The 22,475-nt window shown below is 43.2% G+C and carries 26 protein-coding genes; 4 read left to right on the top strand and 22 right to left on the bottom strand.

What is annotated here, in order from left to right; translation table 11 throughout:
* Window positions 1-75: 75 nt before the first annotated feature.
* The 5 genes from J1N09_RS01110 to J1N09_RS01090 form a co-directional block, all read right to left on the bottom strand.
* On the bottom strand, window positions 76-1,818 hold the full coding sequence (locus J1N09_RS01110; protein WP_265197538.1) for an agmatine deiminase family protein: 1,743 nt from the start codon (window positions 1,816-1,818) through the stop codon (window positions 76-78).
* A 53-nt stretch (window positions 1,819-1,871) separates the two neighbouring features.
* Window positions 1,872-2,525 (bottom strand): leucyl/phenylalanyl-tRNA--protein transferase, encoded by a 654-nt coding sequence (gene aat / locus J1N09_RS01105; protein WP_265197537.1) that lies wholly within the window; start codon window positions 2,523-2,525, stop codon window positions 1,872-1,874.
* 1 nt (window position 2,526) lies between these two features.
* Window positions 2,527-3,903 carry a short-chain fatty acid transporter gene (locus J1N09_RS01100; RefSeq protein WP_265197536.1) on the bottom strand — a complete coding sequence of 459 codons (1,377 nt, stop codon included), beginning with the start codon at window positions 3,901-3,903 and terminating at the stop codon, window positions 2,527-2,529.
* 77 nt (window positions 3,904-3,980) lie between these two features.
* Window positions 3,981-4,355 carry a DUF3127 domain-containing protein gene (locus J1N09_RS01095; RefSeq protein WP_265197535.1) on the bottom strand — a complete coding sequence of 125 codons (375 nt, stop codon included), beginning with the start codon at window positions 4,353-4,355 and terminating at the stop codon, window positions 3,981-3,983.
* 14 nt (window positions 4,356-4,369) lie between these two features.
* Window positions 4,370-5,197 (bottom strand): flavin reductase family protein, encoded by an 828-nt coding sequence (locus J1N09_RS01090; RefSeq protein ID WP_265197534.1) that lies wholly within the window; start codon window positions 5,195-5,197, stop codon window positions 4,370-4,372.
* A 124-nt stretch (window positions 5,198-5,321) separates the two neighbouring features.
* Here J1N09_RS01090 and J1N09_RS01085 point away from each other — a divergent pair, with 124 nt between their 5' ends.
* Window positions 5,322-6,485: a sensor histidine kinase gene (locus J1N09_RS01085; protein WP_265197533.1), complete on the top strand. Its 1,164-nt coding sequence runs from the start codon at window positions 5,322-5,324 to the stop codon at window positions 6,483-6,485.
* 21 nt (window positions 6,486-6,506) lie between these two features.
* Here J1N09_RS01085 and J1N09_RS01080 read toward each other — a convergent pair whose 3' ends face one another.
* Both J1N09_RS01080 and greA read right to left on the bottom strand, forming a co-directional pair.
* A complete protein-coding gene (locus J1N09_RS01080; RefSeq protein ID WP_265197532.1) occupies window positions 6,507-6,896 on the bottom strand; it encodes an HIT family protein in 390 nt (129 codons plus the stop codon).
* Window positions 6,896-7,372, bottom strand: coding sequence for a transcription elongation factor GreA (gene greA, locus J1N09_RS01075; protein ID WP_265197531.1), 477 nt, complete (start codon window positions 7,370-7,372; stop codon window positions 6,896-6,898). The genes J1N09_RS01080 and greA overlap by 1 nt, the downstream gene beginning before the upstream one ends.
* 122 nt (window positions 7,373-7,494) lie before the next feature.
* On the opposite strand from greA, the gene J1N09_RS01070 reads away from it, so the two are divergent.
* Window positions 7,495-7,932, top strand: a complete 438-nt coding sequence (locus J1N09_RS01070) for a hypothetical protein (protein ID WP_265197530.1) — start codon at window positions 7,495-7,497, stop codon at window positions 7,930-7,932.
* On the opposite strand, the gene J1N09_RS01065 is transcribed toward J1N09_RS01070, so the two are convergent.
* From J1N09_RS01065 to J1N09_RS01030, 8 genes are all read right to left on the bottom strand, one after another.
* Window positions 7,929-10,106, bottom strand: a complete 2,178-nt coding sequence (locus J1N09_RS01065; RefSeq protein WP_265197529.1) for a TonB-dependent receptor — start codon at window positions 10,104-10,106, stop codon at window positions 7,929-7,931. The genes J1N09_RS01070 and J1N09_RS01065 overlap by 4 nt on opposite strands.
* A gap of 287 nt (window positions 10,107-10,393) precedes the next feature.
* Window positions 10,394-10,798, bottom strand: coding sequence for an alternative ribosome rescue aminoacyl-tRNA hydrolase ArfB (gene arfB, locus J1N09_RS01060; protein WP_265197528.1), 405 nt, complete (start codon window positions 10,796-10,798; stop codon window positions 10,394-10,396).
* Complete coding sequence (locus tag J1N09_RS01055) at window positions 10,798-12,327, bottom strand: DUF4301 family protein (protein ID WP_265197527.1); 1,530 nt, start codon at window positions 12,325-12,327, stop codon at window positions 10,798-10,800. Before J1N09_RS01055 ends, arfB begins: the two co-directional genes overlap by 1 nt.
* Window positions 12,327-12,890, bottom strand: coding sequence for an ATP-binding protein (locus tag J1N09_RS01050; protein ID WP_265197526.1), 564 nt, complete (start codon window positions 12,888-12,890; stop codon window positions 12,327-12,329). The genes J1N09_RS01055 and J1N09_RS01050 overlap by 1 nt, the downstream gene beginning before the upstream one ends.
* On the bottom strand, window positions 12,851-13,483 hold the full coding sequence (gene pnuC, locus J1N09_RS01045) for a nicotinamide riboside transporter PnuC (protein ID WP_265197525.1): 633 nt from the start codon (window positions 13,481-13,483) through the stop codon (window positions 12,851-12,853). The genes J1N09_RS01050 and pnuC overlap by 40 nt, the downstream gene beginning before the upstream one ends.
* The gene (locus tag J1N09_RS01040) at window positions 13,467-13,727 is read right to left on the bottom strand and encodes a hypothetical protein (RefSeq protein ID WP_265197524.1); all 261 of its coding nucleotides are present in this window, start codon (window positions 13,725-13,727) and stop codon (window positions 13,467-13,469) included. Before J1N09_RS01040 ends, pnuC begins: the two co-directional genes overlap by 17 nt.
* Before the next feature lie 11 nt (window positions 13,728-13,738).
* A complete protein-coding gene (locus J1N09_RS01035) occupies window positions 13,739-14,440 on the bottom strand; it encodes a geranylgeranylglyceryl/heptaprenylglyceryl phosphate synthase (protein ID WP_265197523.1) in 702 nt (233 codons plus the stop codon).
* Window positions 14,440-15,078, bottom strand: coding sequence for a 4'-phosphopantetheinyl transferase family protein (locus J1N09_RS01030; protein ID WP_265197522.1), 639 nt, complete (start codon window positions 15,076-15,078; stop codon window positions 14,440-14,442). The genes J1N09_RS01035 and J1N09_RS01030 overlap by 1 nt, the downstream gene beginning before the upstream one ends.
* A gap of 77 nt (window positions 15,079-15,155) precedes the next feature.
* Here J1N09_RS01030 and ahcY point away from each other — a divergent pair, with 77 nt between their 5' ends.
* Window positions 15,156-16,466: an adenosylhomocysteinase gene (gene ahcY / locus J1N09_RS01025; RefSeq protein WP_265197521.1), complete on the top strand. Its 1,311-nt coding sequence runs from the start codon at window positions 15,156-15,158 to the stop codon at window positions 16,464-16,466.
* Between the two features lie 137 nt (window positions 16,467-16,603).
* Here ahcY and J1N09_RS01020 read toward each other — a convergent pair whose 3' ends face one another.
* Complete coding sequence (locus J1N09_RS01020) at window positions 16,604-17,518, bottom strand: hypothetical protein (protein WP_265197520.1); 915 nt, start codon at window positions 17,516-17,518, stop codon at window positions 16,604-16,606.
* 14 nt (window positions 17,519-17,532) lie between these two features.
* On the opposite strand from J1N09_RS01020, the gene J1N09_RS01015 reads away from it, so the two are divergent.
* A complete protein-coding gene (locus tag J1N09_RS01015) occupies window positions 17,533-17,865 on the top strand; it encodes a TM2 domain-containing protein (RefSeq protein ID WP_265197519.1) in 333 nt (110 codons plus the stop codon).
* Between the two features lie 69 nt (window positions 17,866-17,934).
* On the opposite strand, the gene rpmA is transcribed toward J1N09_RS01015, so the two are convergent.
* The 6 genes from rpmA to J1N09_RS00985 form a co-directional block, all read right to left on the bottom strand.
* A complete protein-coding gene (rpmA, locus tag J1N09_RS01010; protein WP_265197518.1) occupies window positions 17,935-18,198 on the bottom strand; it encodes a 50S ribosomal protein L27 in 264 nt (87 codons plus the stop codon).
* Window positions 18,199-18,232: 34 nt separating this feature from the next.
* On the bottom strand, window positions 18,233-18,955 hold the full coding sequence (rplU, locus tag J1N09_RS01005; RefSeq protein ID WP_265197517.1) for a 50S ribosomal protein L21: 723 nt from the start codon (window positions 18,953-18,955) through the stop codon (window positions 18,233-18,235).
* A 122-nt stretch (window positions 18,956-19,077) separates the two neighbouring features.
* Window positions 19,078-19,980, bottom strand: coding sequence for a DMT family transporter (locus J1N09_RS01000; RefSeq protein ID WP_265197516.1), 903 nt, complete (start codon window positions 19,978-19,980; stop codon window positions 19,078-19,080).
* Window positions 19,981-20,068: 88 nt separating this feature from the next.
* On the bottom strand, window positions 20,069-20,623 hold the full coding sequence (gldD, locus tag J1N09_RS00995) for a gliding motility lipoprotein GldD (protein WP_265197515.1): 555 nt from the start codon (window positions 20,621-20,623) through the stop codon (window positions 20,069-20,071).
* Window position 20,624: 1 nt separating this feature from the next.
* Window positions 20,625-21,956, bottom strand: coding sequence for a gliding motility-associated protein GldE (locus tag J1N09_RS00990; RefSeq protein WP_265197514.1), 1,332 nt, complete (start codon window positions 21,954-21,956; stop codon window positions 20,625-20,627).
* 20 nt (window positions 21,957-21,976) lie between these two features.
* Window positions 21,977-22,432, bottom strand: coding sequence for a single-stranded DNA-binding protein (locus J1N09_RS00985; protein WP_265197513.1), 456 nt, complete (start codon window positions 22,430-22,432; stop codon window positions 21,977-21,979).
* Window positions 22,433-22,475: the final 43 nt, after the last annotated feature.

Raw genomic sequence — 22,475 nt, 5'->3', positions numbered from 1 at the left:
ATGTGGTTTCTAAAGCATCTTTTTGTCAATCTGAACTTGATTCAGATTCTGAATTAAATTCAGAATGACACCTGCTTATATTTTTATCACTTTTTTCGTAGCTCGACCAAAGTCCCCTTCAAAAGTTACAAATAGCGTTCCCTTCCATTGAGGATTAAGACCTAAGGTAAAGGTTCCGTTGCCATTCTGAAGTTCTTCACGCATCAATTCCTGACCCATGATATTGTGAACCGTGACATTGATAAGTCCTGTTAAATTATTCAAAGTGAAAGAAACTGAACCGTCGGTTGGATTAGGAAACGGTGCTGAAATATTGTTAGCAGCGAGATCAGTGGTGGCCAGGATCTCAGTATTGATCGTCCAGTAACCATCGGGAGCAACAATTGGACGTGCAAGCACTTTACCGGAATTTGCCTCTGCCTCGATATAATATTCAACATCATCGTTTCCAATTGACAAATCTGTGGTCCAGTTGTCGCCTGAAACATTGGTCATGGCTGTTTCAATCCAGTTGGCACTGCCCACCTCGCGCCAGAATACATCCACATCACTCACTCCGGAAATATGCTTCACCGTGGCATCCAGGGTTACATTGGTATTGATGTTTGCCTGGTATACCGGTTGATGCACTATCCAAAGCGGATCTGCCACACCAATGGTATGAGTAATACAGTGGATGGCACCCACAAGAGCGATAAGGTTTTCACCAGGATTATCTACATCGATCCCAACAATATTGTATCCAGGCATCATTTCCTGCCACTGAGCCAAAGCCGGACCGTCAACTTCCGGTCGGTACAACGGGATCAAGATGGTTTTATTAATAAATATTGCGTTAGTATAATTTCGGTAGTATCCTCCCGTATCAGGATAGGCTCCTCCCGAACTCGGTGGTGCATCGATTCGCTTCACACGAAAAGGTGTTCCGAAAGCCGATTGAAAATTAGCAAGTACATAATCAATGTTCTGTTCGATCTGTGGTCCGTCAGCCACACCTTCGGGGTACTTACTCACTAATAGTGTTTCTTCATCGAGAAGCTTCATGTGCATATCGATATGGTTGATAACATCGAAAGGCAGTGGAGTCATCTTGATATAGGTGTCGATACCCATGTACTGTTGCATGATGCCGTCTATCTGCGCTTCAGTTTTTGCGGTAACTCCGTAAGGGTTACCTGCGGCGTTCTCATTTAGAACCAATTCTGAAGCAAATGCATTCCCGTGCCCATCCGACATATAATTACCACCTGTATTCACAAGGTCGTTCGGTGCCGTGTCTGTAATATAGATAGGCATTCCTACCAAGGCCGCATGAGCAGAAGGCATTATATTGTCCAAAGGCCGAGGTCGGTTATAGATCCAGTCTGTCAACGCTCGTTCACCCACATCATCCGAATAGATGGTATTCCCGGCATAATCGCGAATCCAGATACTGTTGAAGGGTTCATCCATAAAGATCACATTGGTAAGATCAACCCCGTTGGACTGGAGGTAATTGGCTACTGAAGTCTCATCCTCTGTAGTGATGATCACTTTACATTCCTCGATGGCAGCCTCGACTATTTGTCGAAGGATGTTCGGAAAATTCGGCTGCCAGGTAATGAGTAAGTACTCAACTTCTTCCCATTCAGCAGCTGCCCTCACAGGTCCCGTTGGAGGGGGTGTAAATCTATTCCCAGTAAAATTATATTCTGAAATTATGGAACGCTCACCTTCTGTGAGATTCGCAGGTAACACGTTTGTTTCCTGAGCAAAGGAAAGTGAAGAAAACAATCCAAAGAGGACTGAAAGTAAAAAGAGGGGGTAATAACGCTTCATTTCAACAATTTTATTTTGGTTCACGAATATACGGCTATTTTGAGACATTTATGTTAATGGGGAGGGGTCCCACGCAGATAGGAAAGAAATTTTTTCCTGGATATTTCTTCAGCACCCATACGGGCAAGATGTTCCGTATACATCTGGCAATCAATTAGTTTGTATTTATTGGCCTTAAGATATTCAACAAGGTGGTATAGCGCCACCTTTGACGCATCGCTCTCCAGGCTAAACATGCTTTCCCCACAGAAAATTGCCTGATCCTCCAAATCAATCCCGTATAAACCGCCAACAAGCTGCTCATCTTTCCATACCTCAACCGATTTCGCCCAGCCTCGTTCATGGAGCTTTAAATAGGAGTCGATCATTTCATTCGTGATCCATGTGCCGGCCTGATCTTCTCGCTTTACTGCCGCACAGTGCCGGATGACATCCTCAAAATAGGTGTTAAATGTAACGTTGAACTCACCTTTTTTAATGGTCCTCCGAAGGGATTTAGAAACGTATAACTTATCCGGAAACAATACCATTCGTGGATCCGGGCTCCACCAGAGTAGAGGTTGTCCGTCACTGTACCATGGAAATATCCCGGATCTATAGGCAAGTTGCAATCGCTCGGGAGAAAGATCACCTCCCACTGCGAGAAGTCCTTCATCAGAGGCTTCGGAAACATCCGGGAACCATATTTCTTGCGTTAGGAAATACATATTAAATTATCAGCAATCCCGCCAGGAATACAGCACTACCAAGTATCATTACCAATAGAGTATAAGGCAATATCTCCTTGGCTTTCAATTTCGTAATGCCCAATAATGGTAGCGCCCAGAAAGGTTGAAGCATATTGGTCACCTGGTCTCCGTACGCTAAGGCCATAATGGCTTTTGGTAAGGGGATACCCAATTTAAGCGCCGATTCGATCACCACCGGACCCTGAACAGCCCATTGTCCGCCACCACTTGGAACAAAAATGTTCACCAGGCCTGCACTGAAGAAGGTATACAAAGGCAGGGTGGTTTCATTGGCTATGGAAACGAAGAAGTCGGATATCTGCACTATCATCCCGCTATCGCGCATTATTCCCATGATCCCGAAGTAAAGCGGAAACTGAATCAATATTCCGGCTGCTCCCCTGATGGCCTCTTCCAATGCACTTAAAAAACTTCTGAAACTACCGTGAAGCAGCAACGCCAGTCCGAACATGAAAAAGTTGAGCATATTCGGGGTAATGATATTCTGTGTCAGGGCATCGAAATACTGGTAGAAGAATGCCACTAATATTATGATACCAAAGGCAATTCCGAAAATTGGTGAGCGGTCTATGCGCTCGGCTCCTTTACCGTCGGAATCATCAGAAGCAATCCCGGTGTAAATAGGCAGGTTGGTAGTTGTAATGGTGGCTTTTTTCCCAAGAATATAAAGGAATAATGGTACCGCCACGAGCAATATTCCGAAGAGTGTAAGATTAAAACCGCTAAAAATGGTTTCGCTGTAAGATACAACATCAGGCAACTGACTCACTAGGCTCGCATCTCCAATTCCTGTCATCAGGCTTGCCAGGTGACCGCTTTCCGCCACTTTTAATGGGGCAGAACCACTCATTCCACCGTGCCAGATCATCAAACCCACATAACCGGAAGCGCCAACCAAGGGATAATTGATACCGAAACCGCGAGACTGGGCTGCTTCGGCTACCTTTCGTGCCATGATCGCTCCGAATATGAGTCCGAGTCCCCAGTTGAAAAATGAGACCAGCATGGTTGTACTACTAACCAGAAGTACAGCACTCTGTGTGGAACTCACGAGGTTGGTAAGTTGTTTGATAAGCCAGTTCACCGGTTTACTCAGGACAAGGATATGACCCAAAACAAGGATCAGCATCATTTGGTAGGCGAAAACCAGTAGGGCATTGTTCCATATTCCGTTCTCCCACCAGGAAAGGATTGCCAGGAAATGGTTTTCCTCTTCGGGTGCCTCAGTAAATAAAAGAGCCAGAATAATTGTTAGAACAGAAAGAATAACGGCGATGGCAAAAGGAGAAGGCAGAAACCTTTTGAAGATAGTCTCGATCGTCCGTGTGATGTTCATAGGGCTAAAATATAAAGAATCCCACTACTCAACTTTTGTAAAGGCAAATAGTGGGATTCCTATCGCGAATTATAAACTTAAAAAGGCAGATCGTCGTGATCTTCCTCGTTAAGGTCGTTTGCCGGCTCAAAAGCATCTTCCGGCGGTAATGGTGGCATATCCCCAGAAACAGCCTGGTCTATGTTCTCGATTCTCCAGCCCTGTATCGAATTGAAATATTTTGTTTCTCCCTGAGGGTTCACCCATTCGCGCCCTCTAAGGTTAATACTTACTTTCACATCTTGTCCAACCTGGAAATTGTTAAGCAATTCCGTTTTGTCCTGTACGAACTCGATCATGATATGTTGTGGGTACTGCTCTTCAGTAGTGACCACCATTTCTCTTTTTCTGAAACCGTTGCTCCCATAGGTCTTGGTTTCATCTATCAATTTGATTTTTCCCTGTACTTCCATTGTAGTTTAAGTAGTTATTGTGTTAATATATTCCATGCACCCTCTACATCACCTTGCAGCAGCAGTTGTTGTGCATTTTTTTGTTTTTCTTCTGAAGGGTTTACATCAGGTCCGATCCCTTCCGGTAATTCTTCCACGTTTGCCAACATTCCAAGATCGTTTCCGGTGAGCACTTTACTGAAACGTATGGCTTCTGGTAAAGCATCTACACCTACACCTAGGGTACGTAATGGTTTTTCAACCTCGAACAAACCCGCCTTTGCCCTGCTGTACCAGTTTCCACCCATACGGGCTACGGTGTCAATTTTTAATGGATCAACTCTACCATTTTCATCAAGGATAGTTTCATCCAGGTGCAGTTTCACCACTTCACAGATCACCAGGTTACCGGCTCCACCGTGCTCTCCTAGCGAAATAACGTCGTTTACCTTACACTCGAACTGTACCGGTGCTTCTTTCACTCGAGGTGGTTTTACCACTTCCGAAGGAATTTCGGTAAAACCTGCCTTCACAAATTCGTTCACACCTTTTGGATATTCGGTGGAAGACAATGACATCTGTTGTACCATTTCGTAGCTAACGATGTTGATAACTACCTCTTTGGTTTCCAATACGTTTTCCAGCGTGTGTTTAGTGGTATTGTCACGAACTCTCCTCGCCGGAGAGAAGATCATTACCGGTGGATTGGCACTGAACACATTGAAAAAACTATAGGGCGAAAGGTTTACGTTTCCGTCTTTATCTACCGTACTGGCAAAGCATATCGGTCTGGGTGAAACCGAGCCTAACAGGTACCCGTGCAATTTTGGGGTAGGTATTTCTTTCGGGTCTATCGTTATCATCGCCCACAAAGGTACCCAAACCCAAAGGCTTCTAAAAATTTGGAGTGGGAATAATATTAACATATTTGCTTTATATTTATCCAACTTCAAGCCCGTACCGAGGGTTGGGAAGAAATGAATATGTATGCAGAATAAAAAGGCGCTCCTTCGTTGGTTCTTCGTTTTCTTATCCATCTTTATCATCTCACTGATCTTGTGGAACACTTATGCGTTCTTCAACCAGTTGAAGGATAACGAGCGTAGCAAAATGCAAGTTTGGGCGGCAGCTCAGAACGAATTCTCTCAAACCGACCTGGAATCCGATGAGGATATCAGCAACATTGTTTTGCAAGTACTTCAGAGCAATGTATCTACACCTATGGTAGTTTACAGTCACAAGGAAGACAGTTATGATGTGCGTAATATCGAGGAGAAGGAAATTGATTCGGTAAAACTCAGGGAGAGCAGAAAGCAGCTGGCAGAGCAATTCAGCACAGAATACAAGCCGATCCCTATTCGCTACAACGACGAATTACTTCAAACTATCTACTACGGTAATTCCCCCATCATCAATAAACTGAAGTACTACCCAATTGCGCTAATTCTGATCATTTTTCTATTCTTTACGGCCTTGTATTTTTTCTTTCAGACTTCGAAATCTTCGGAACAAAATAAACTGTGGGCCGGAATGGCCAAAGAAACAGCACACCAGATCGGCACTCCACTTTCTTCATTGGTTGGCTGGACGGAGATCCTGAAACAGGAACATGTGAATCCGAGCTATATAGAAGAGATTGAGAAGGACGTAGACCGCCTGAAGACCATCACTGAACGGTTTTCCAAAATAGGATCGGTGCCTACGCTTTCGAAGTCAGATATCGTGGCCGAAACTCGAAAAACTTTCGATTATCTTAAGAGCAGGACTTCCAAGCTCATCGAATTCGAACTGCATTTGCCTGTTCACCCGGTGTATGTGGATCTTAACTCTCAACTTTACAGCTGGACCGTGGAAAACCTAGTAAAAAATGCTATCGACGCCATGAAAGGAAAAGGAAAGATTACTATTAGTATCGAGGCTACTTCAAAGAATGCGCGCTTCCTGATAAGTGACACGGGGCGTGGTATTCAGAAGAGAAACTTTAAAAAAGTATTCACACCCGGATTCACAACCAAAACCAGGGGTTGGGGGCTGGGATTATCACTGGTACGAAGAATTATCGAGGAATACCACAAGGGTAAGATTCGTGTAATGAAAAGTTCTATTGGTGAAGGAACTACCATGGAGATCCTTCTTCGGATCGTGAGGTAACTCTTTTAAGTCAAAGGCTTACTAAAGATTCTGCTGAATTTGCTCCGCTAATTCACTCATTTCTTCTGCCGAGAGAGAAGTTTTGTGCTGAAAGGTCATGTCCTTCATTGTATTTATTGGGATGAGATGTACATGAACATGTGGAACTTCGAGTCCGATCACGGCCATCCCTACCCTATCGCAGGGTACAGTTTTTTCGAGTGCTTTAGCTACTTTTCTGCAAAAGCCCATCAGGCCCTCATAGGTAGATTCGTCCAGATCGAAAAGTTTGTTCACCTCAACCTTAGGAATGCATAAAGTATGTCCTTTGGTATTGGGGCTGATATCCAGAAAAGCCAGGAAATTATCGTCCTCTGCCACTTTGTAGCATGGAATTTCTCCATTGACTATTTTTGTGAATATCGTTGCCATTAGTCTCTGCTTATTTCAAGAATTTCAAACTTCATCGTTCCGTTGGGAACCTGGATTTCGGCAAAATCACCTACTTTTTTCCCCAGTAATCCCTTACCGATAGGTGAATCTACGGAAATCTTCCCGGATTTCAGATCGGCTTCACTCTGGGCCACGAGTTTGTAACTCATCTCCATGCCGTTACTTTGGTTCTTGATCTTCACTGTTGAATGCACTAATACTTTGGATGTATCCAGTGCCGATTCATCAATGAGGCGTGCATTTGCAAGCACTTCCTCCATTTTGGAAATTCGCATTTCAAGAAGACCCTGCGCTTCTTTCGCAGCGTCGTATTCGGCATTTTCACTCAAATCACCTTTGTCTCTTGCTTCAGCAATAGCCTGGGAAGCCTTGGGACGTTCTATGTCTTTGAGCTGATTTAATTCGTCTCTTAATTTTTTTAGTCCTTCTGCAGTATAATAAGATACTTTACTCATAACTTCATCGTTTTAACTAAAACACAAAAAATCCCATACGTGACGGGATTTTGTTCGTCAAAGATACGAAAAAATACTTTTTTGCGATTTTTCGTACTTTTCCGCTCTCAAAATTTGCAACTATGAAATTGAAGATATTAACTCTTGTTAGCCTTGTTTTACTGGCTTCCTGTAAAAGTGACGATGGTGGCGTTCAGGATAACAACCCATATTTAACCAACCCGATCGTTAATTTAACCCTAAATCTAAACCTTCCACAATACGATCCCTTGAAATTTCCCGGCAATAACATTGTTATAAGCCAACAGGGAATAAAAGGTATCTTGATTCATAATGTCAACAATGATCTGTACACCGCTTCGGAATTGAGTGACCCCAACCACATCCCTAATAGTTGCTCAAGAATGGAGATAAACGGTATCATACTAAGTTGCCCTTGTGAGAGTGACGATAATGAGTATGATGTTGTTACCGGCCAACACAGGACCAAGAACAACGTCTATCCCATACAACAATACCGAGTTGTTCGAACAGGTGATGTAATTCGGGTTACAAACTAGAACAATATCGAAGCTCCCAACAGGAAATTAATCGTCGCCTGTGGATAAAATCCCGCTCCTTCAACCGTGGTTACTGTTCCCGGATTGCTGAAATCATCATCAAAAGTAAAGAAGTAGCCATTTGCTACATATTCCACATTGAAAATGTTGTTTACCAGAGCCGTAAGCACTACCGACTTGGCCACCCGTACATTCTCCAACTCATACACTACGTTAAGATCGTTGATAAAATAGGCATCAAGCTTTGAAACATCACTATCTATATTACCCATATATTGCTCGCCCACATATTTAGAGAGCCAGGCAATTTGCAGGTTTTTCAGAGGACGGTATTCAATACTACTTCCTCCCACGATCTCAGGTGAGAATGAAATATTGGTATTCCCCAGGTTTACGAACTGGCCATCCCTTGACGTTACAAAATCAACATTCTTATTCGAGCTCAATGCAATGTTTGGCCGTAGTGTGAATTTTTCTGAAAGAGTTACAGTAGCATCCACCTCCAGGCCTAGTCGGTAACTCTTTCCGCTCGTAGCTCTTAATGCAGCTCCAACATCGTCTATCTCCCCGGTTAGCACGAGTTGATCCCTGTAATCCATGAAATAGGCATTGGTATTCACCTGTACCTTTTCCGAATTATACCTCCAACCCAATTCATAATCGTTCAGACTTTCCGGCGTAAAAATCCCCTGTTCAAAATCGCTACGGCGTGGTTCCCGGTTGGCTCTTCCGTAGGAAGCATAGAATTGATTGGCCTGATTCAATTCAAAAGAGATCCCTCCTTTGGGGTTAAAGAAATTGTAGTTCTCAGAAAAATTCAGATCTATCAGGTCCGCTGTATTCCCCGAGGTATCGTAGTTGATGAATCTCCCTTGCAAGTCTGCGAACACCGACCACTGATCATCGATTTCTATATTCGCCTTTGAAAAGATGGTGAACTCGCTTTTTTCACCCACTCCAAAATAGTACCTGTCGCGAATTCTTGTATTTCCTGCAAATTGTGACCAGATCACCTCTCCGAAGTGATCCCCATCGTAGTAGCTGTAGAAAGCACCACTTGTAATATCAAACCCTTGTTCCTTATACTGCACATCCGCATTGATGGCATAAAAATCGTTATCAAGCCACCTTCTTCGAATAAGATCGGCATTGGTAATGGTTTCTCCTCCTATCTCGATTGGGCCGATGCCATGGAATTCCAGATCACCGTCTTCTTTGAATTGCTCAAAGTAACCTCTTCCGTAGGTATAGTTTAGGGAAACATTAGAACTCCAGCGGTTATTATATCGCTGGTTCCAGATCAGTTGATAGTGATCCTGGGCGTAATTATCTACTTCATTGTCGTAAAATTGAATATTCCCATTCTCATCGGTATACAACCCTGCGGGATTAAAGGTCCTGTCATTTTCCAGGGTTTCTGCATCGATCCCGAAATACGCCTGGTAGGTCTCTTCCCTTCCGCCGAACGCAAGGAGTTTCAACTGGGTATTGGAATCGCGATACGCGGCCTGGAGAAAATACGACTTCAGATCGGAAGAAGCACGGTCTATGTACCCATCGGAAGCTATGTTGGACAAACGTCCTGAAACTTCAAAGTGATCGTTAAGTATTCCCGTACTGAACCGCAGTGTGTGTTTCCGGGTATTGAAAGACCCAACAGAATTAGCCAGTTCGGCGAATGCTTCTTCAGAAATAGCATCGGTTAGAATATTTAAACTTGCTCCGAAAGCTCCTGATCCATTAGTGGATGTACCTACTCCCCTTTGGAGCTGTAGACTTTGAACCGAGGATGCAAAATCCGGAAGATTTACCCAGAAGGTCCCCTGGCTTTCCGCATCGTTGAAAGGAATTCCGTTGAGGGTTACGTTTACACGGGATGCATCGCTTCCTCTTACACGGATGTAAGTGTACCCCACTCCCGCTCCGGCATCACTGGCAGTGACAACCGAGGGTAGATAGTTAAGAAGAATAGGAATATCCTGGCCCAGGTTGCGTTTCTGGATTTCTTCTTTATCCACGTTCGAATGTGTTATGGGCGCATCCTCTTTTACACGGATGGCCTGGATAAGTACAGCATCCAGGTTTTCAACTTCGGTTGTATCCTTCGGAGTTTCCTGGGCAAAAAGTAAGCAGGTCCCGGCTAGAAACAATGAGAAAAATGATAACAGTTTCATTCGTAATAATATTTATACGAATAAAAGGGGTTTTTATTCAGTGTTAATTTCAGAAATAAAAAAACCTATCGAAGCACGATGTCCAATAGGGGTTGCATTGATGAACCATTTCGGTTCGTTCCCTAAACAGCATTACCTGCTCAGGTTCAACGGGTATGATCTCAGCCAAAGCCAGTATTAAATTTTAAGTTCTAAGTTTTAAATTAATCAATCCTATTTAACACTTAACACTTTTCACTTAACACTTGGAAAAGCACCCCTTAGAGATGTGACGCAAAGGTAAATAATTAATCGATGTTGGGAGGTTTGCGACGCGATTTTTTGAGCGCATGTCGTTTTTTACTATCCAGTCGTTTTTCTATTGCGCGTCTGCTGGGTTTAGATCGTTTTCTAGGTTTACGAACCCGAAGGTTTTCAACGATGAGATTTATGAGTCGTTGTATTACAAGCGCTTTATTTCGATGCTGGCTGCGGGTTTCTCCACAGTGCAAAACCAGGTTTCCTTCGGTGTTTATTCTATTTGCAAGTCGTTCATTGATACGCGTTTTCTCTACTTCTGAAAGGGCGAGGGAATTATCCACGTGAAACTGAACGGTAATTTTGCTCGATGTTTTATTGACATGTTGCCCTCCGGGCCCACTGCTACGCGCCGCCGAAAACGAAAGTTCTTTCAGAAGTTGTTCACGATTCATCAGGCGTTAGGACGATGTTCCCTGTGGAGCAGGTCGTTAACTGTCTTAACAGGATTGAAGGTCTCGAGTGGAACTTCCACGAAAGCTGTATTCCAGTTAGCCATTCCACCATTCCACAAGCCGGGAAGTTCGAGCGCCTTCACCGGTGTACCTCCATCAGATTTCATGGAAATAATACCGCTTCGGGGGTCGCTAAATAATTTAAGATCGAATTTCACGCCTTTATAGTCCCGGACTCCACAAACAATATCTACCGGGTTGAAATGTGTGGCATCGTTCACTGTGGCTTCCATATGGGGATCGTCCATATTTATTTGAGACTTTTCCACGATTTGAAGGCTCACCCTTCCATCTTCGCTCTTCACCCAGAATGGTCCTCCGCCGGGTGCACCGGTATTTTTCACAACGCCGCAGATTCGAATAGGTCTATTGAGTATACCCATAAGGCGATCCTGGTCTTCAGGAATGTCTTTAATGCTCAATTCATTCCAAAGGAAGGACCGAATCTCCTTTACAACTTCATGTTCAACTTCATCCTGCTCCAGGATGTTGAGATAAGCAAATACTTTTTTCTGAATCCAGATCAGCTTACCAGCCAGTAGTTTTTTGTAATAAATGGTGTCTTCTAAATAATCTTCAGCTACGACATTGTCTATATTCTTGACGAAGATGATGTCGGTATCAACATCGTTCAGGTTTTCCAGTAGTGCACCATGACCTGAGGGTCGTAACACCAATTTCCCTTCCGAATCGCGAAAAGGCATATTGTCCTCAGTTACAGCCAGGGTATCCGTTTCTTTTTTCTGAAAGGAATAAGAAATATGGAAATCGGTTTTCGTTTTCTTACCAACACGCTTGCGAATCGTTTCAAAAGCCTGCTTGAAATAGGGCACATGTTTTTCTGAAAACGTGAAATGCAAATAAGCATCGTCATGTACTGATGCATAATGGGCTGCTTCAAACAATTGTTCCTCGAAAGCTGTGGTATAATATTTCGAATACTTGTGAAACGGAATAAGACCCTTAGGCATATTGGAAAAGTTCAAACCCTCGGGCTCGAGCATCATCTTCACGAACCAATACATTCGCTGTCCTTTACTGTTCTTCTTGTATTCCGGATAGTTTTTACGAATCATTTTTCGCACTTCGTTTATAAAGGCGAATTCTTTCGAGTGCTTTATGAATTTTTCCAGCGCTGAAGAAGGACAACGATTTAAATACTCTTTAAGAGTTTCAGTTGCAGGATCGTATTCCTCCAGGAAATTATGAAGGAACTGGAACATTCTGGTAGCTGCACCTGAGGCAGGGACAAATTTTACGATATCCAGCGTGTTTCTACTTTCCTCGTAAAGGTCAATGAGTTTTTGATGTTTGTCTTCAGGAATAACCTCAATTCCATTGCCTACGGAGGCGGCGGTCACAATATCAGCAGGAGGGATACCCAGGGAGAAGGTTTCTAATTGTCTATAGATGGTTTGAAGTGATATTCCGTGATCCTTTAATTGTTGCAGATCTTTTTCAGTTAACATTATCTCCCTACTAATTTTTCAGTTAATTCAATAGCGCTTTTTATGCGCTCTTCTTTGCTTCCCCGCAGTAAGTGATAAGGAAGTCCTTTCGATTTCAATTCGTTCTCAAAATTACGAAATATGCCCAATCGGTCTTCAGGATTATCGCGTAAGTCGTCCGCCACCCAAGGTGTATCCACGAAGGTAAGAAAATACAAGTCGTAATGATTGGCTTCAACCGCCTTTCTTATTTCGGAAGGGCACTTACCGTTATTGTAATATTCTGAGTACACCTGTAGTTCCCTGAGATCGGTATCGCAGAAGAGTACTTTATTCGCTTTTTGAGCTTTGTTATTTTCTGAAGCTATCTGGCCCCGGGCGATAGGTATGAGATCTTCCCAGCCTATTTTCTCCCCTTTTTCATCCCACTTTTCCTGAAGGTAGTCACGCATAAACTCAGGGACCCATTCGGTATTGAAATACCTCGCCAGTTCAGTTGCCAGGGTAGTCTTTCCAGTAGATTCCGGACCGAAAAAAACTATTTTCAGGCAGTTTGCGGGTGCTTGTCTAAGTGTTTCTTCCATGCTAAATATCCCTGGATAGCCAGGACTGTAAAAATAAGGTATTGTAGGGACAACATTCCCCATCCACGGTATGCATATAAAGGCACGGTAATTATATCTGCGAATATCCAAAGCGTCCAGTTTTCCAGTTTCTTATTCGCCATATACCACATGGCGGTAAAAAACACTCCGGAAGTGAAGATGTCGATATAATTACCGGGCCCGATCTCGGTTCCGTAGGCTGTATACACCCCGTAGGTCACCGCCATAGTAAGTAAAAAGAGTCCAAAACCAATGATTTTTTCCCTCAGATTGGTTCGGGAGACGGGCACCACGAGTTTTCCGTCTTTCTTTCTCGCCCAATTCCACCAGCCATAGATACTCATGACAGAATAGTAAAAATTCATCATCATATCCCCCATGAGTTCGTCATGCAGAAACAGGTATACGGTAATTGTGGTAGCGATCAACCCGGTTGGGTATACCTGGATGTTTCGTCTTTTGGCATACACCACACTGGCAATACCAAAAACAAACGCAATGGCTTCCAGCACAATTAAGTAGCTCTCACGCTGGTAATAGGGTTCAAGGAAAAACTCAAAAATGTGGTTCATAATCGCTTCGATCTGTTTTAACGATTTTCATGTGGATAAGCCCATTGTCGATGGCGTTCAAAGCTGTTTTCATTTCCGAAGTTAGAAACCCCATAAGTTCGTCGTAGTCTCCATATACCTGGGTGCTCAACGGATTCTCCAGCACTCTAAAACCGCTCGATCGCATTGCTTTAATAAAGTTAATGATCGCAGGTTCGAAGTCGTCCTGCAAGGGTGAAAGGGTAAGTTCAACAGATATCTTCATCGATTAATAAATTAATTTGTTTCAAACGCTGTTCCCATTACAACCATATCGGCTCCTGCTTCATAAGCGGCTTTCAATTGCTCTTTGGTCCGGATTCCCCCACCAACGATTAAAGGGATTTGCAATTCTTTTTTTACTGCTGAAATGATCTCTGCCCGTACAGGAGTTAAGGCACCACTTCCTGCTTCGAGATAGATGAGTTTCTTGCCCGTAAGTTCTGCCGCCACAGCGGTATCTACAATACGTCCCGGTTCACTTTGTGAAATCGGATGGGTTTTCGTCACTACCGAAACAGCCGAATCATTTCCACCATCCACAAGGATATAGCCCGTAGGAATCACTTCAAGGTCGATGGAACGAAGCAAAGGAACCGCTTTAATTTGCTGATGTACCAGGTATTCAGGATTAGCACCCGAAAAAAGTGACAAAAACAACAAGGCATCTGCATTTTTTGATATCTGACTCACATCCCCTGGAAACAGCACCACAGGACGGGATGTATGCAGTTTAATTGCATTCACCAGTTCCTGTGTCTGCCCTTCCGGCACCGTGCTTCCTCCAACGAAGATGTGGGTGGTTTCTGAAGGCAATCTTCTTAAGAATTCTGCAGTTTTTTCCAGGTCGAACTTCTCAGGATCCAGCAATACTGCCAGTAACTTCTGGTTTTTCTCAGAGGCATCCAATATGGCTTTGTAGGTTTTTTGAATCTTCATTAGCTAGCTTCAGAAAGTAAGGCGTAGGCGCAGGTGAATCCTTCGAATTCGAGCATATTTACATCATACGCCTGTTCTTTTCCATTAAACGACACAAAGGCCGAGGTAAACAGGTCTTCCATATCGAATTCCTCTACGTAGATATGTTGCAAAAAACTCAGACCAGGAGCTGCAAAACTTTTATACAGGCTTTCTTTAGCGCCCCATACCATGGTGAGTTTACGCATGATCAGCTCATCATTTTCGAGATGGCGGTATTCTTCGATAGGTGTGAATTTATGGGCTATTCTTAAGATCTTCGGACGTTGCTTTTCAATATCGATACCTACTTCCTCGGATCCGATGATTATTGCTGAAAAGATAAATGAATGGGTAATGGAAATGAATTTATTATCGGTTAGGTGAGGTTTACCATTCTCATCGTAGTAGAGGTCATGGTCCGTATAGCCTTCAGCAGCTAATAAATGACGAATACTCATAAAACCCCTTCGGTGCAGGTCACTTTTCATCCCATCAACCCGTTGCCGACAGTTTTCAGTTAAAACAATTCCTTCTGAAAGGGCTTCAAAGGATTCTTCTATCTTCCAAATGAGGACCTTAGTCCCTTCGTTCACTGTTATAGTTTTGTAAAGCGGCATTAATATGTAAGGGATATTACGTATTTTTGCAGACCGAAATATTTCGGAAGTAAAATTGATAAATCAAAGATAGTAATATGTCAACGAATACTGTGCCTTACGTAGCCTACAAAGTAAAAGATATTTCCCTGGCCGACTGGGGACGTAAAGAGATCGAATTGGCCGAAGCTGAAATGCCCGGCCTCATGTCGCTACGTGAAGAATACAAGGATCAAAAACCATTGAAAGGAGCGCGAATCGCCGGATGCCTGCACATGACCATCCAGACCGCGGTTCTTATCGAAACCCTTATTGAACTCGGTGCCGATGTTACCTGGAGTTCCTGTAATATCTTCTCAACCCAGGACCACGCCGCTGCTGCTATCGCCGCTGCCGGTATTCCTGTGTATGCCTGGAAAGGGATGACAGAAGAGGAATTCGACTGGTGTATCGAGCAAACACTTTTCTTTGGTGAAGAGCGTGAACCACTGAACATGATCCTGGACGATGGTGGTGATCTAACCAATATGGTTTTCGACAAATACCCTGAACTTGCTTCAGGTATTAAAGGACTTTCAGAAGAAACCACAACCGGGGTACACAGACTGTACGACAGAATGAAGAATGGTACACTGGTTATGCCTGCTATCAATGTTAACGACAGTGTGACCAAGTCGAAATTCGACAACAAATACGGATGTAAAGAAAGTGCCGTAGATGCTATTCGTCGCGCTACAGACGTAATGCTCGCCGGTAAACGAGTGGTTGTGTGTGGTTACGGTGATGTTGGAAAAGGAACAGCTGCCTCTTTCCGTGGAGCAGGTTCTATTGTAACTGTTACGGAGATCGATCCGATCTGTGCGCTTCAGGCAGCCATGGACGGATTTGAGGTGAAGCGACTGGAATCGGTTGTTGAAAAAGCCGACATCTTCATTACTACCACAGGAAATAAGGACATTATCCAGGGTCGTCATTTCGAGGCGATGAAGGACAAAGCTATAGTATGTAATATCGGGCACTTCGACAACGAGATCGACGTGGCATGGTTGAACAATAACCACCCAAAAGTGGAGATCAAACCTCAGGTGGACAAGTACGATGTAAATGGTAAGGACATCATTCTTCTTGCTGAAGGACGACTGGTAAATCTTGGATGCGCCACAGGTCACCCGAGTTTTGTAATGAGTAACTCTTTCACCAACCAAACTCTTGCTCAGCTCGAGCTTTGGAACAACAGCGATAAATACGAAAACAAAGTATATATGCTTCCGAAGCACCTGGACGAAAAAGTGGCTAAGCTACACCTCGAGAAAATTGGTGTTGAGCTTACCGAACTTCGTGACGAGCAAGCTGAGTACATTGGTGTAAAGGTTGAAGGGCCCTACAAGCCGGAGTATTACAGATACTAGAATCTTGTCATGCTGAACTCATGTGCTGAGCCTTGTCGAAGCATGATTCAGCATCTACTTGATAAATGAACATAAAATATTAGACCCTCATTTGGTCCCTGAGCTTATCGAAGGGAAGATGGGGGTTTCTTGTTTCCTTATCGTTTCCTCAACACCAGGGTAGCCTTCTCTCCTTCTTTTAGATTGGTTAAAGCATCGACTACCGTAGATTCATCAAGTACGAGCTCCAGTTTTACAGTATTTCCACCAACGGTACCGGCATTCAAAGCCTGGATGAGTAAGGTCGTTTGCGGTTCTTCTACTGTGACACTAATCTCCTTAGGTGTATTGCTCACAGTATAATTATCCAATAACAAGCTGTCATTGATATATAGTGATATACGATCGCCATCTTCCTGTCCGGCATCGTAAAGGCGAAGTTTGATTTCAGTATCATTCGTAAATACATTCAACACCTCGTCCTTCTTGAGCATATTTATTTTTGTACGCTCAAGTTCATTTACGAGGTTTACCTTATCGCGCTTTTCTTTACTGATCAGAATAGTGCGATCGATTTTCTTATCCAGGCGTTTCGCTCGTCTCAGGACCTTCCTGAAATTTAGCATTTCAATGGAACCGTTAATACAGGATTCCCCATTGTCATATAAACCTTTGAAAGAGCCTTGAATACCCTGTCGATCATCCAGTCTTTTTAACCTCCCCGCAAAATGAACATAACAGAAATCATTCTGGGTGATGTATGACTTGGTATAAATAATACCACTTTCATAAAACTCTATTTCATCCTTCTCTGAATCGAAAGATCCCGAAAGATAGGACATGGTTTCATGAGAGCCTCCAAGGTCGGTAATGGAGTATCCTTGTATTAAACCGTCGTTTTCATTGAAGTTAATTTTGTACGAAATAAACGAAGTGTCATTTAACTTAATTGCTCCGATATACTCATAATCCTCTTGAGCAGAGGTAGTTATAAATGCAAGCAGCGCTAAAATTAAAAGTTTTGTATTTAAACGCATTAAAAAGCTATCTTTAAGGTATACAAGTATAACCATAAATCTGTTCATTTATGAAATTAAAAATTGTCCTGTCGGCCCTCATTTTTGTGCTTTGCTCAAGTCCGATGTTTGCATCGTTCCCTGTGGAAAGAACAGTACAATCTTCGGCTCAGGTATCAGAGCATGATACTTCAGAAGTGGTACTCGAATCTCCGGCTGCCTCGGCGTTGGGTGATGAACTTTTAGTATCCTTGTTGTTGTGGTTCTTTTTAGGATGGGCAGCAGGTCACCGATGGTACCTGGGAAGCCCTGTTGGCTGGAACATACTCTTTATAGTCACCCTAGGTGGTCTTGGAGTATGGTGGCTTGTGGATGGAATCCAGATTATCACAGGAACTTATTGATGTATTATTCCCGTGTAAAACAAAAAACCCCGACCAATTGGTCGGGGTTTTTCAATTATACATTTATCATTACGCTTCAGCGTGAGGGACCACACTTACGTAAGATTTGTTGTTCTTTTTCTTAGCGAACTGTACTACACCATCCACTTTTGCGTGAAGGGTAAAGTCTTTCCCGGCGTAGACATTTTCCGCAGGGTGATGTTGCATTCCACGTTGGCGCACGATGATGTTACCGGCAATAGCTGCCTGACCACCAAAGATCTTAACGCCCAGTCGTTTCGATTCGGACTCACGTCCGTTCTTCGAACTACCTACTCCTTTTTTATGTGCCATAATTGAAAGGGTTTATTTTGTTATTCCTGAAGGCTTACTTTTTACCTCCGTCTAATTTGTCTTGTAATTCTTTAAGTTCATCCCACTTACCATCAGCAGCGAGTTTCGCCTGCTCTGGCCAGGTATCAGGTACGTGGTTTCCACGCACACCAGAAATGATCTCTGAAATCTTGGCAGGTTTGGTCTTTGCTAGCTCCGCAAAAGTTCCAACTCCGGCAGCAGTAAGGGTCTCAGCGATCTTTGGGCCTATACCTTCAATCTTTTTGAGGTCATCCTTCTTAGAAGCAGCTTTCTTCGGGGCTGCTTTAGCAGGTGCTTTTGCCTTAGGTTCCGCCTTAGGAGCAGCAGCTTTTACAGCTGGCTTTTTAGGCTCTGCCTTTTTGGTAGCAGCTTTTGCTTTCGGAGCTTCTTTCTTTGGTTCAGCCTTTTTTGCTGGCTTTGCACCCGAAGCTAATATGTTTTCAATCACGATTTCAGAAAGTGGTTGACGGTGTCCGTTCTTTACACGGTATCCTTTTCTACGTTTCTTTTTGAAAACGATTACTTTGTCACCTTTAAAGTGACGAACGACTTTTGCTCCAACCTGAGCGCCGTTTATAGCCGGGGCGCCAACGGTTACCTTGTCACCATCGCCAATAAGAAGAACATTGTCGAAAGATACTTTCTTTCCTTCTTCAGTTGACAATCGATTGACAAAGACCTTTTGATCTTTCGCAACTTTAAATTGCTGCCCTGCTATCTCTACAATTGCATACATAGCGTATCGATTAATTAATTTGTTTTTAAATTTCTCTATAGCTTTCTATTGCTTTAGAGGGGTGCAAATATAATTCTAAATAATTAATCTACAAATTGTTTACTAAAAATAAACCCTTGGTTTTACTGGCGTTTATTAGACATGTAAACCCCTGCTAAAATTATCCCGGCAGCAATAACTTGAAGGAAACTGAAAGTTTCCCCATCGAACACCCCCCAGGCTACAGCCACTATAGGCATAGTGTAAGTGACGGAGGAGGCAAACACCGGACTTGATATTTGTACCATTCTGTTGAATACAACCTTGGCCAGGGCTGTCCCGATAACTGATAATATCAGGACATATCCAGCGGATATCTGCATCTCTATAGACGAGAGAATGGATTCGAAGAAGCCTGAAAAGTACAGAATTACCAGACCCGGAATAAAAACGAATATAAAATTGCCCGTCGTAACAGCAAGTGCACTTATATCGTTCAGGTACTTTTTAATAATATTTACGTTCAGGGCATACCCAATAGTTGCGAGTAGCACCAGGCCGCTGTACCAATAATTAAACTCGCCACTTAGTGATTCTCCGGCCTTTCCCATGTTTTCCAGGTTGAGTCCGCCGTAGATAAGCAGCAGGGTTCCGAAGAAACCAATAATTACACCCAATAACTGTCTTTTTGTTACCCCAATGGCGAATAGTAAAGCACCAACGAGTACAGTATTTAGCGGGGTAATTGAATTCAGGATTGAAGTAACGCCACTGTCGATATGATTCTGCGCCATTGCGAATAGAAACGGAGGAAAGAAGGAGCTCACAAATCCTGAGATCGCCACCCACACCCAGTGTTTCTTTTTGATTTCACGAATACTTCGGAAGCCTACAGAGAAAAGTACAATGGAGGTGAGCACAATGCGGAGGGATCCGAGCTGATAATCCGTAAGCCCTACCAAACCCTTCTTTATGAGTATGAAGGAACTTCCCCAGATAATGGAAAGTAGAATCAGATAGATCCATTTCAGCCTGATGTTACCCATAGCGCCTAAAGAAGTAACAAAAGTCGGCAATAAAGTAGAATCCCGAATCTTTTCAGAATATAGTTTTCAAATAGTCGTATCCGTTAAATCAATTTCGCCAGTAGACTGTCTCCATGATCCTCCTAATATCCTCTCTGAGGTATACAACCGCCGGATAGAGGGAGTCGAATTTCGGTTTACTTTCAAAATAGAGGGATCCGGTGATGAAATGGTTCAGGCTGTCCGTTACATAGAATTGCGATTGGGTGGCAGCATTTCCGTTGATCATGTAGAACATTCCGTAAACCTTGTTCACAGAATCCACACGCGGTTGTTCGAGTATGGTTTCTGCTTTAACAGTATGATCGTAGGTAAGTTTTTGAGCGTCATAGAGGAGGGAATCGAGATTGTTGTCCTTCACCTGCTGGTAGGTAAGATAGATGGTAGCCTTCATTTTGGGGTAAGTTAGGTTCATCCAGCATTTATCTTTTAAAACGAGTTCTGCCTGTTTGTTCTTCTCAAATCCGTAGGGACAATCGGGGTCTACCCTATTGTATTCGGAAGCAGGATATTCCAACCTGAGCATAGCAGCAGGCTTCACCACAACATCATCATTACAGGAGGCAAGTATAAGTAAAACAGAGAGGGCCAGGATTATGCGCATACTATTGATTAATGGACAATTTAATTTGTTTTATACGACGTTGTTCGAACGCTTCAATAATGAACGCATAATTGTGAAAGTTTATTACTTCGTCTTTTTTCGGGAATCCCTTGGTTATTTCAAGCAGGAAACCTGCCAGGGTTTCCGCCTCACCTTTTACGTCATCAAATATTGAACTGTCTTCCAGCTGTATCACGCGGTAAAAATCCTTCATTGGGGTTTTTCCTTCAAACACAAAATTATTGTCGTCGAGTTTAGAGAACACCAGGTCCTCATCATCAAATTCATCACTGATCTCACCTACGATCTCTTCAATTATATCTTCCAGGGAGATAAGACCACTGGTGCCCCCGTATTCGTCCACTACGATCGCCAGGTGCATTTTCATGTCCTTGAACTCGTTCAGTAAATCGTCCAGCTTTTTGTTTTCCGGCACAAAATATGCCTCCCGTATTAATTTGTTCCACTTGAATGTCTTCTTTTCGATATGGGGCATGAGATCTTTTACATAAAGAATGCCCGTGATATTGTCTATATTTTCTTTGTACACGGGTATACGAGAGTAGCCGTTTTCCACTATCTCCGGCATGATTTCCTCATAACTCGATTCCTCATTTAATGCAAAAATTTCCATCCGGGGCTTCATAACTTGCTTAGTATCTGTATTTCCGAAGGTCACAATTCCCTGCAGGATCTTTTGCTCCTCCTTGGTGGTGTCCCGGTCATCGGTAAGCTCGAGAGCCTGGGAAAGCTGGTCCACACTAATTCCGGATTTTTGTCTGCCAAAACGATTTTCAATATAAATGGTAGCCGAACGCATTGGCAAGCTCAAAGGAGAAAACAATCTGTCCAGGACATTTAGCGGATAGGCCATAAACAGAGAGAAATTCAAATTGTTCCTGCTGGCGTATACTTTGGGTAATATCTCACCGAATAAAAGAATAAGGAAGGTTGCCAGGCCAATTTTTAAAAGGAACACTGCACTTACATCGAAGAAATACAGATTAATGGTGTATTCCCAACCAGCGAACCAAACAGTGCTCAAAGATTCGAATAAAAGAACGATCGCAATGTTTATGGAATTGTTGGCGATCAATATGGTCGCCAGCAATTTCTTTGGACGCATGAGCAATCGCTTAACAATTGCCAATCTTTTGGAAGGCGATTTATCCTCATTCGTTTCAAAATCGGTTGTAGATAGGGAAAAGAAAGCCACTTCAGCTCCGGAAATAACTGCAGAACAGACCAGTAAAAGCACCAAAAATACGATGCCAACTATGTGAGTAACATTCACTAAGGCTGCGAGCAATAAACTAGGAGGCTCTATATCCAAGACATGGGTATTAATTCAACTTAAAATGGAAGATCGTCATCCTCTTTCCCAATAGGTTCTTCCACTTGGGGTTGTGATGGTGCAGACTGCTGTACCGGCTGATTTGCGGCCGTCTGCTCCGGCATTCCACCGCTTTCAGTTTTAGGGGTCAGGAATGTAAAATCTGTGCACTGTACTTCTGTGCTGTAACGGTCTCTTCCCTGGTCATCCTGCCATTTACGGGTTTTAAGACGGCCTTCAATATAGATCTTATCCCCTTTTTTTAAATATTTTTCACAGATCTCGGCCGCTTTGTTTCGCATTACTATATTGTGCCACTCCGTGTTGGAAACGCGTTCACCCGTTGTCCTATTCGTATAAGTCTCGTTTGTTGCAAGTGGGAATCTTCCGATACACCCGCCTCCTTCGAAATAATGCATTTTTATCTCATCACCCGTATGCCCGATCAGCATTACTTTATTCAATGTTCCACTCATATTATTAGATTTATTAGTATAGGTATTCTTAAGTTAAAGATAG

This window comes from Aureitalea sp. L0-47 (genome assembly GCF_026126405.1).
Classification (GTDB): Bacteria; Bacteroidota; Bacteroidia; order Flavobacteriales; family Flavobacteriaceae; genus Pukyongia.
The sequence above is the reverse complement of the archived record's forward strand: the minus strand, read 5'-3'. Positions and strand labels throughout refer to the sequence as shown.

Excerpts from the sequence above, each read along its gene's own strand:
- J1N09_RS01030 (WP_265197522.1), bottom strand. The coding sequence starts at position 15,078 with ATGCCGCTTTACAAAACTATAACAGTGAACGAAGGGACTAAGGTCCTC.
- aat (WP_265197537.1), bottom strand. The coding sequence starts at position 2,525 with ATGTATTTCCTAACGCAAGAAATATGGTTCCCGGATGTTTCCGAAGCC.
- J1N09_RS01085 (WP_265197533.1), top strand. The coding sequence starts at position 5,322 with ATGCAGAATAAAAAGGCGCTCCTTCGTTGGTTCTTCGTTTTCTTATCC.
- J1N09_RS01110 (WP_265197538.1), bottom strand. The coding sequence starts at position 1,818 with ATGAAGCGTTATTACCCCCTCTTTTTACTTTCAGTCCTCTTTGGATTG.
- rpmA (WP_265197518.1), bottom strand. The coding sequence starts at position 18,198 with ATGGCACATAAAAAAGGAGTAGGTAGTTCGAAGAACGGACGTGAGTCC.
- J1N09_RS01050 (WP_265197526.1), bottom strand. The coding sequence starts at position 12,890 with ATGGAAGAAACACTTAGACAAGCACCCGCAAACTGCCTGAAAATAGTT.
- J1N09_RS00985 (WP_265197513.1), bottom strand. The coding sequence starts at position 22,432 with ATGAGTGGAACATTGAATAAAGTAATGCTGATCGGGCATACGGGTGAT.
- J1N09_RS01040 (WP_265197524.1), bottom strand. The coding sequence starts at position 13,727 with ATGAAGATATCTGTTGAACTTACCCTTTCACCCTTGCAGGACGACTTC.
- J1N09_RS01065 (WP_265197529.1), bottom strand. The coding sequence starts at position 10,106 with ATGAAACTGTTATCATTTTTCTCATTGTTTCTAGCCGGGACCTGCTTA.
- J1N09_RS01095 (WP_265197535.1), bottom strand. The coding sequence starts at position 4,355 with ATGGAAGTACAGGGAAAAATCAAATTGATAGATGAAACCAAGACCTAT.
- J1N09_RS01020 (WP_265197520.1), bottom strand. The coding sequence starts at position 17,518 with ATGGTTATACTTGTATACCTTAAAGATAGCTTTTTAATGCGTTTAAAT.
- ahcY (WP_265197521.1), top strand. The coding sequence starts at position 15,156 with ATGTCAACGAATACTGTGCCTTACGTAGCCTACAAAGTAAAAGATATT.
- J1N09_RS01090 (WP_265197534.1), bottom strand. The coding sequence starts at position 5,197 with ATGATAACGATAGACCCGAAAGAAATACCTACCCCAAAATTGCACGGG.
- greA (WP_265197531.1), bottom strand. The coding sequence starts at position 7,372 with ATGAGTAAAGTATCTTATTATACTGCAGAAGGACTAAAAAAATTAAGA.
- gldD (WP_265197515.1), bottom strand. The coding sequence starts at position 20,623 with ATGCGCATAATCCTGGCCCTCTCTGTTTTACTTATACTTGCCTCCTGT.
- arfB (WP_265197528.1), bottom strand. The coding sequence starts at position 10,798 with ATGAATCGTGAACAACTTCTGAAAGAACTTTCGTTTTCGGCGGCGCGT.
- J1N09_RS01015 (WP_265197519.1), top strand. The coding sequence starts at position 17,533 with ATGAAATTAAAAATTGTCCTGTCGGCCCTCATTTTTGTGCTTTGCTCA.
- rplU (WP_265197517.1), bottom strand. The coding sequence starts at position 18,955 with ATGTATGCAATTGTAGAGATAGCAGGGCAGCAATTTAAAGTTGCGAAA.
- J1N09_RS01055 (WP_265197527.1), bottom strand. The coding sequence starts at position 12,327 with ATGTTAACTGAAAAAGATCTGCAACAATTAAAGGATCACGGAATATCA.
- J1N09_RS01000 (WP_265197516.1), bottom strand. The coding sequence starts at position 19,980 with ATGGGTAACATCAGGCTGAAATGGATCTATCTGATTCTACTTTCCATT.
- J1N09_RS01080 (WP_265197532.1), bottom strand. The coding sequence starts at position 6,896 with ATGGCAACGATATTCACAAAAATAGTCAATGGAGAAATTCCATGCTAC.
- pnuC (WP_265197525.1), bottom strand. The coding sequence starts at position 13,483 with ATGAACCACATTTTTGAGTTTTTCCTTGAACCCTATTACCAGCGTGAG.
- J1N09_RS01035 (WP_265197523.1), bottom strand. The coding sequence starts at position 14,440 with ATGAAGATTCAAAAAACCTACAAAGCCATATTGGATGCCTCTGAGAAA.
- J1N09_RS01070 (WP_265197530.1), top strand. The coding sequence starts at position 7,495 with ATGAAATTGAAGATATTAACTCTTGTTAGCCTTGTTTTACTGGCTTCC.
- J1N09_RS01100 (WP_265197536.1), bottom strand. The coding sequence starts at position 3,903 with ATGAACATCACACGGACGATCGAGACTATCTTCAAAAGGTTTCTGCCT.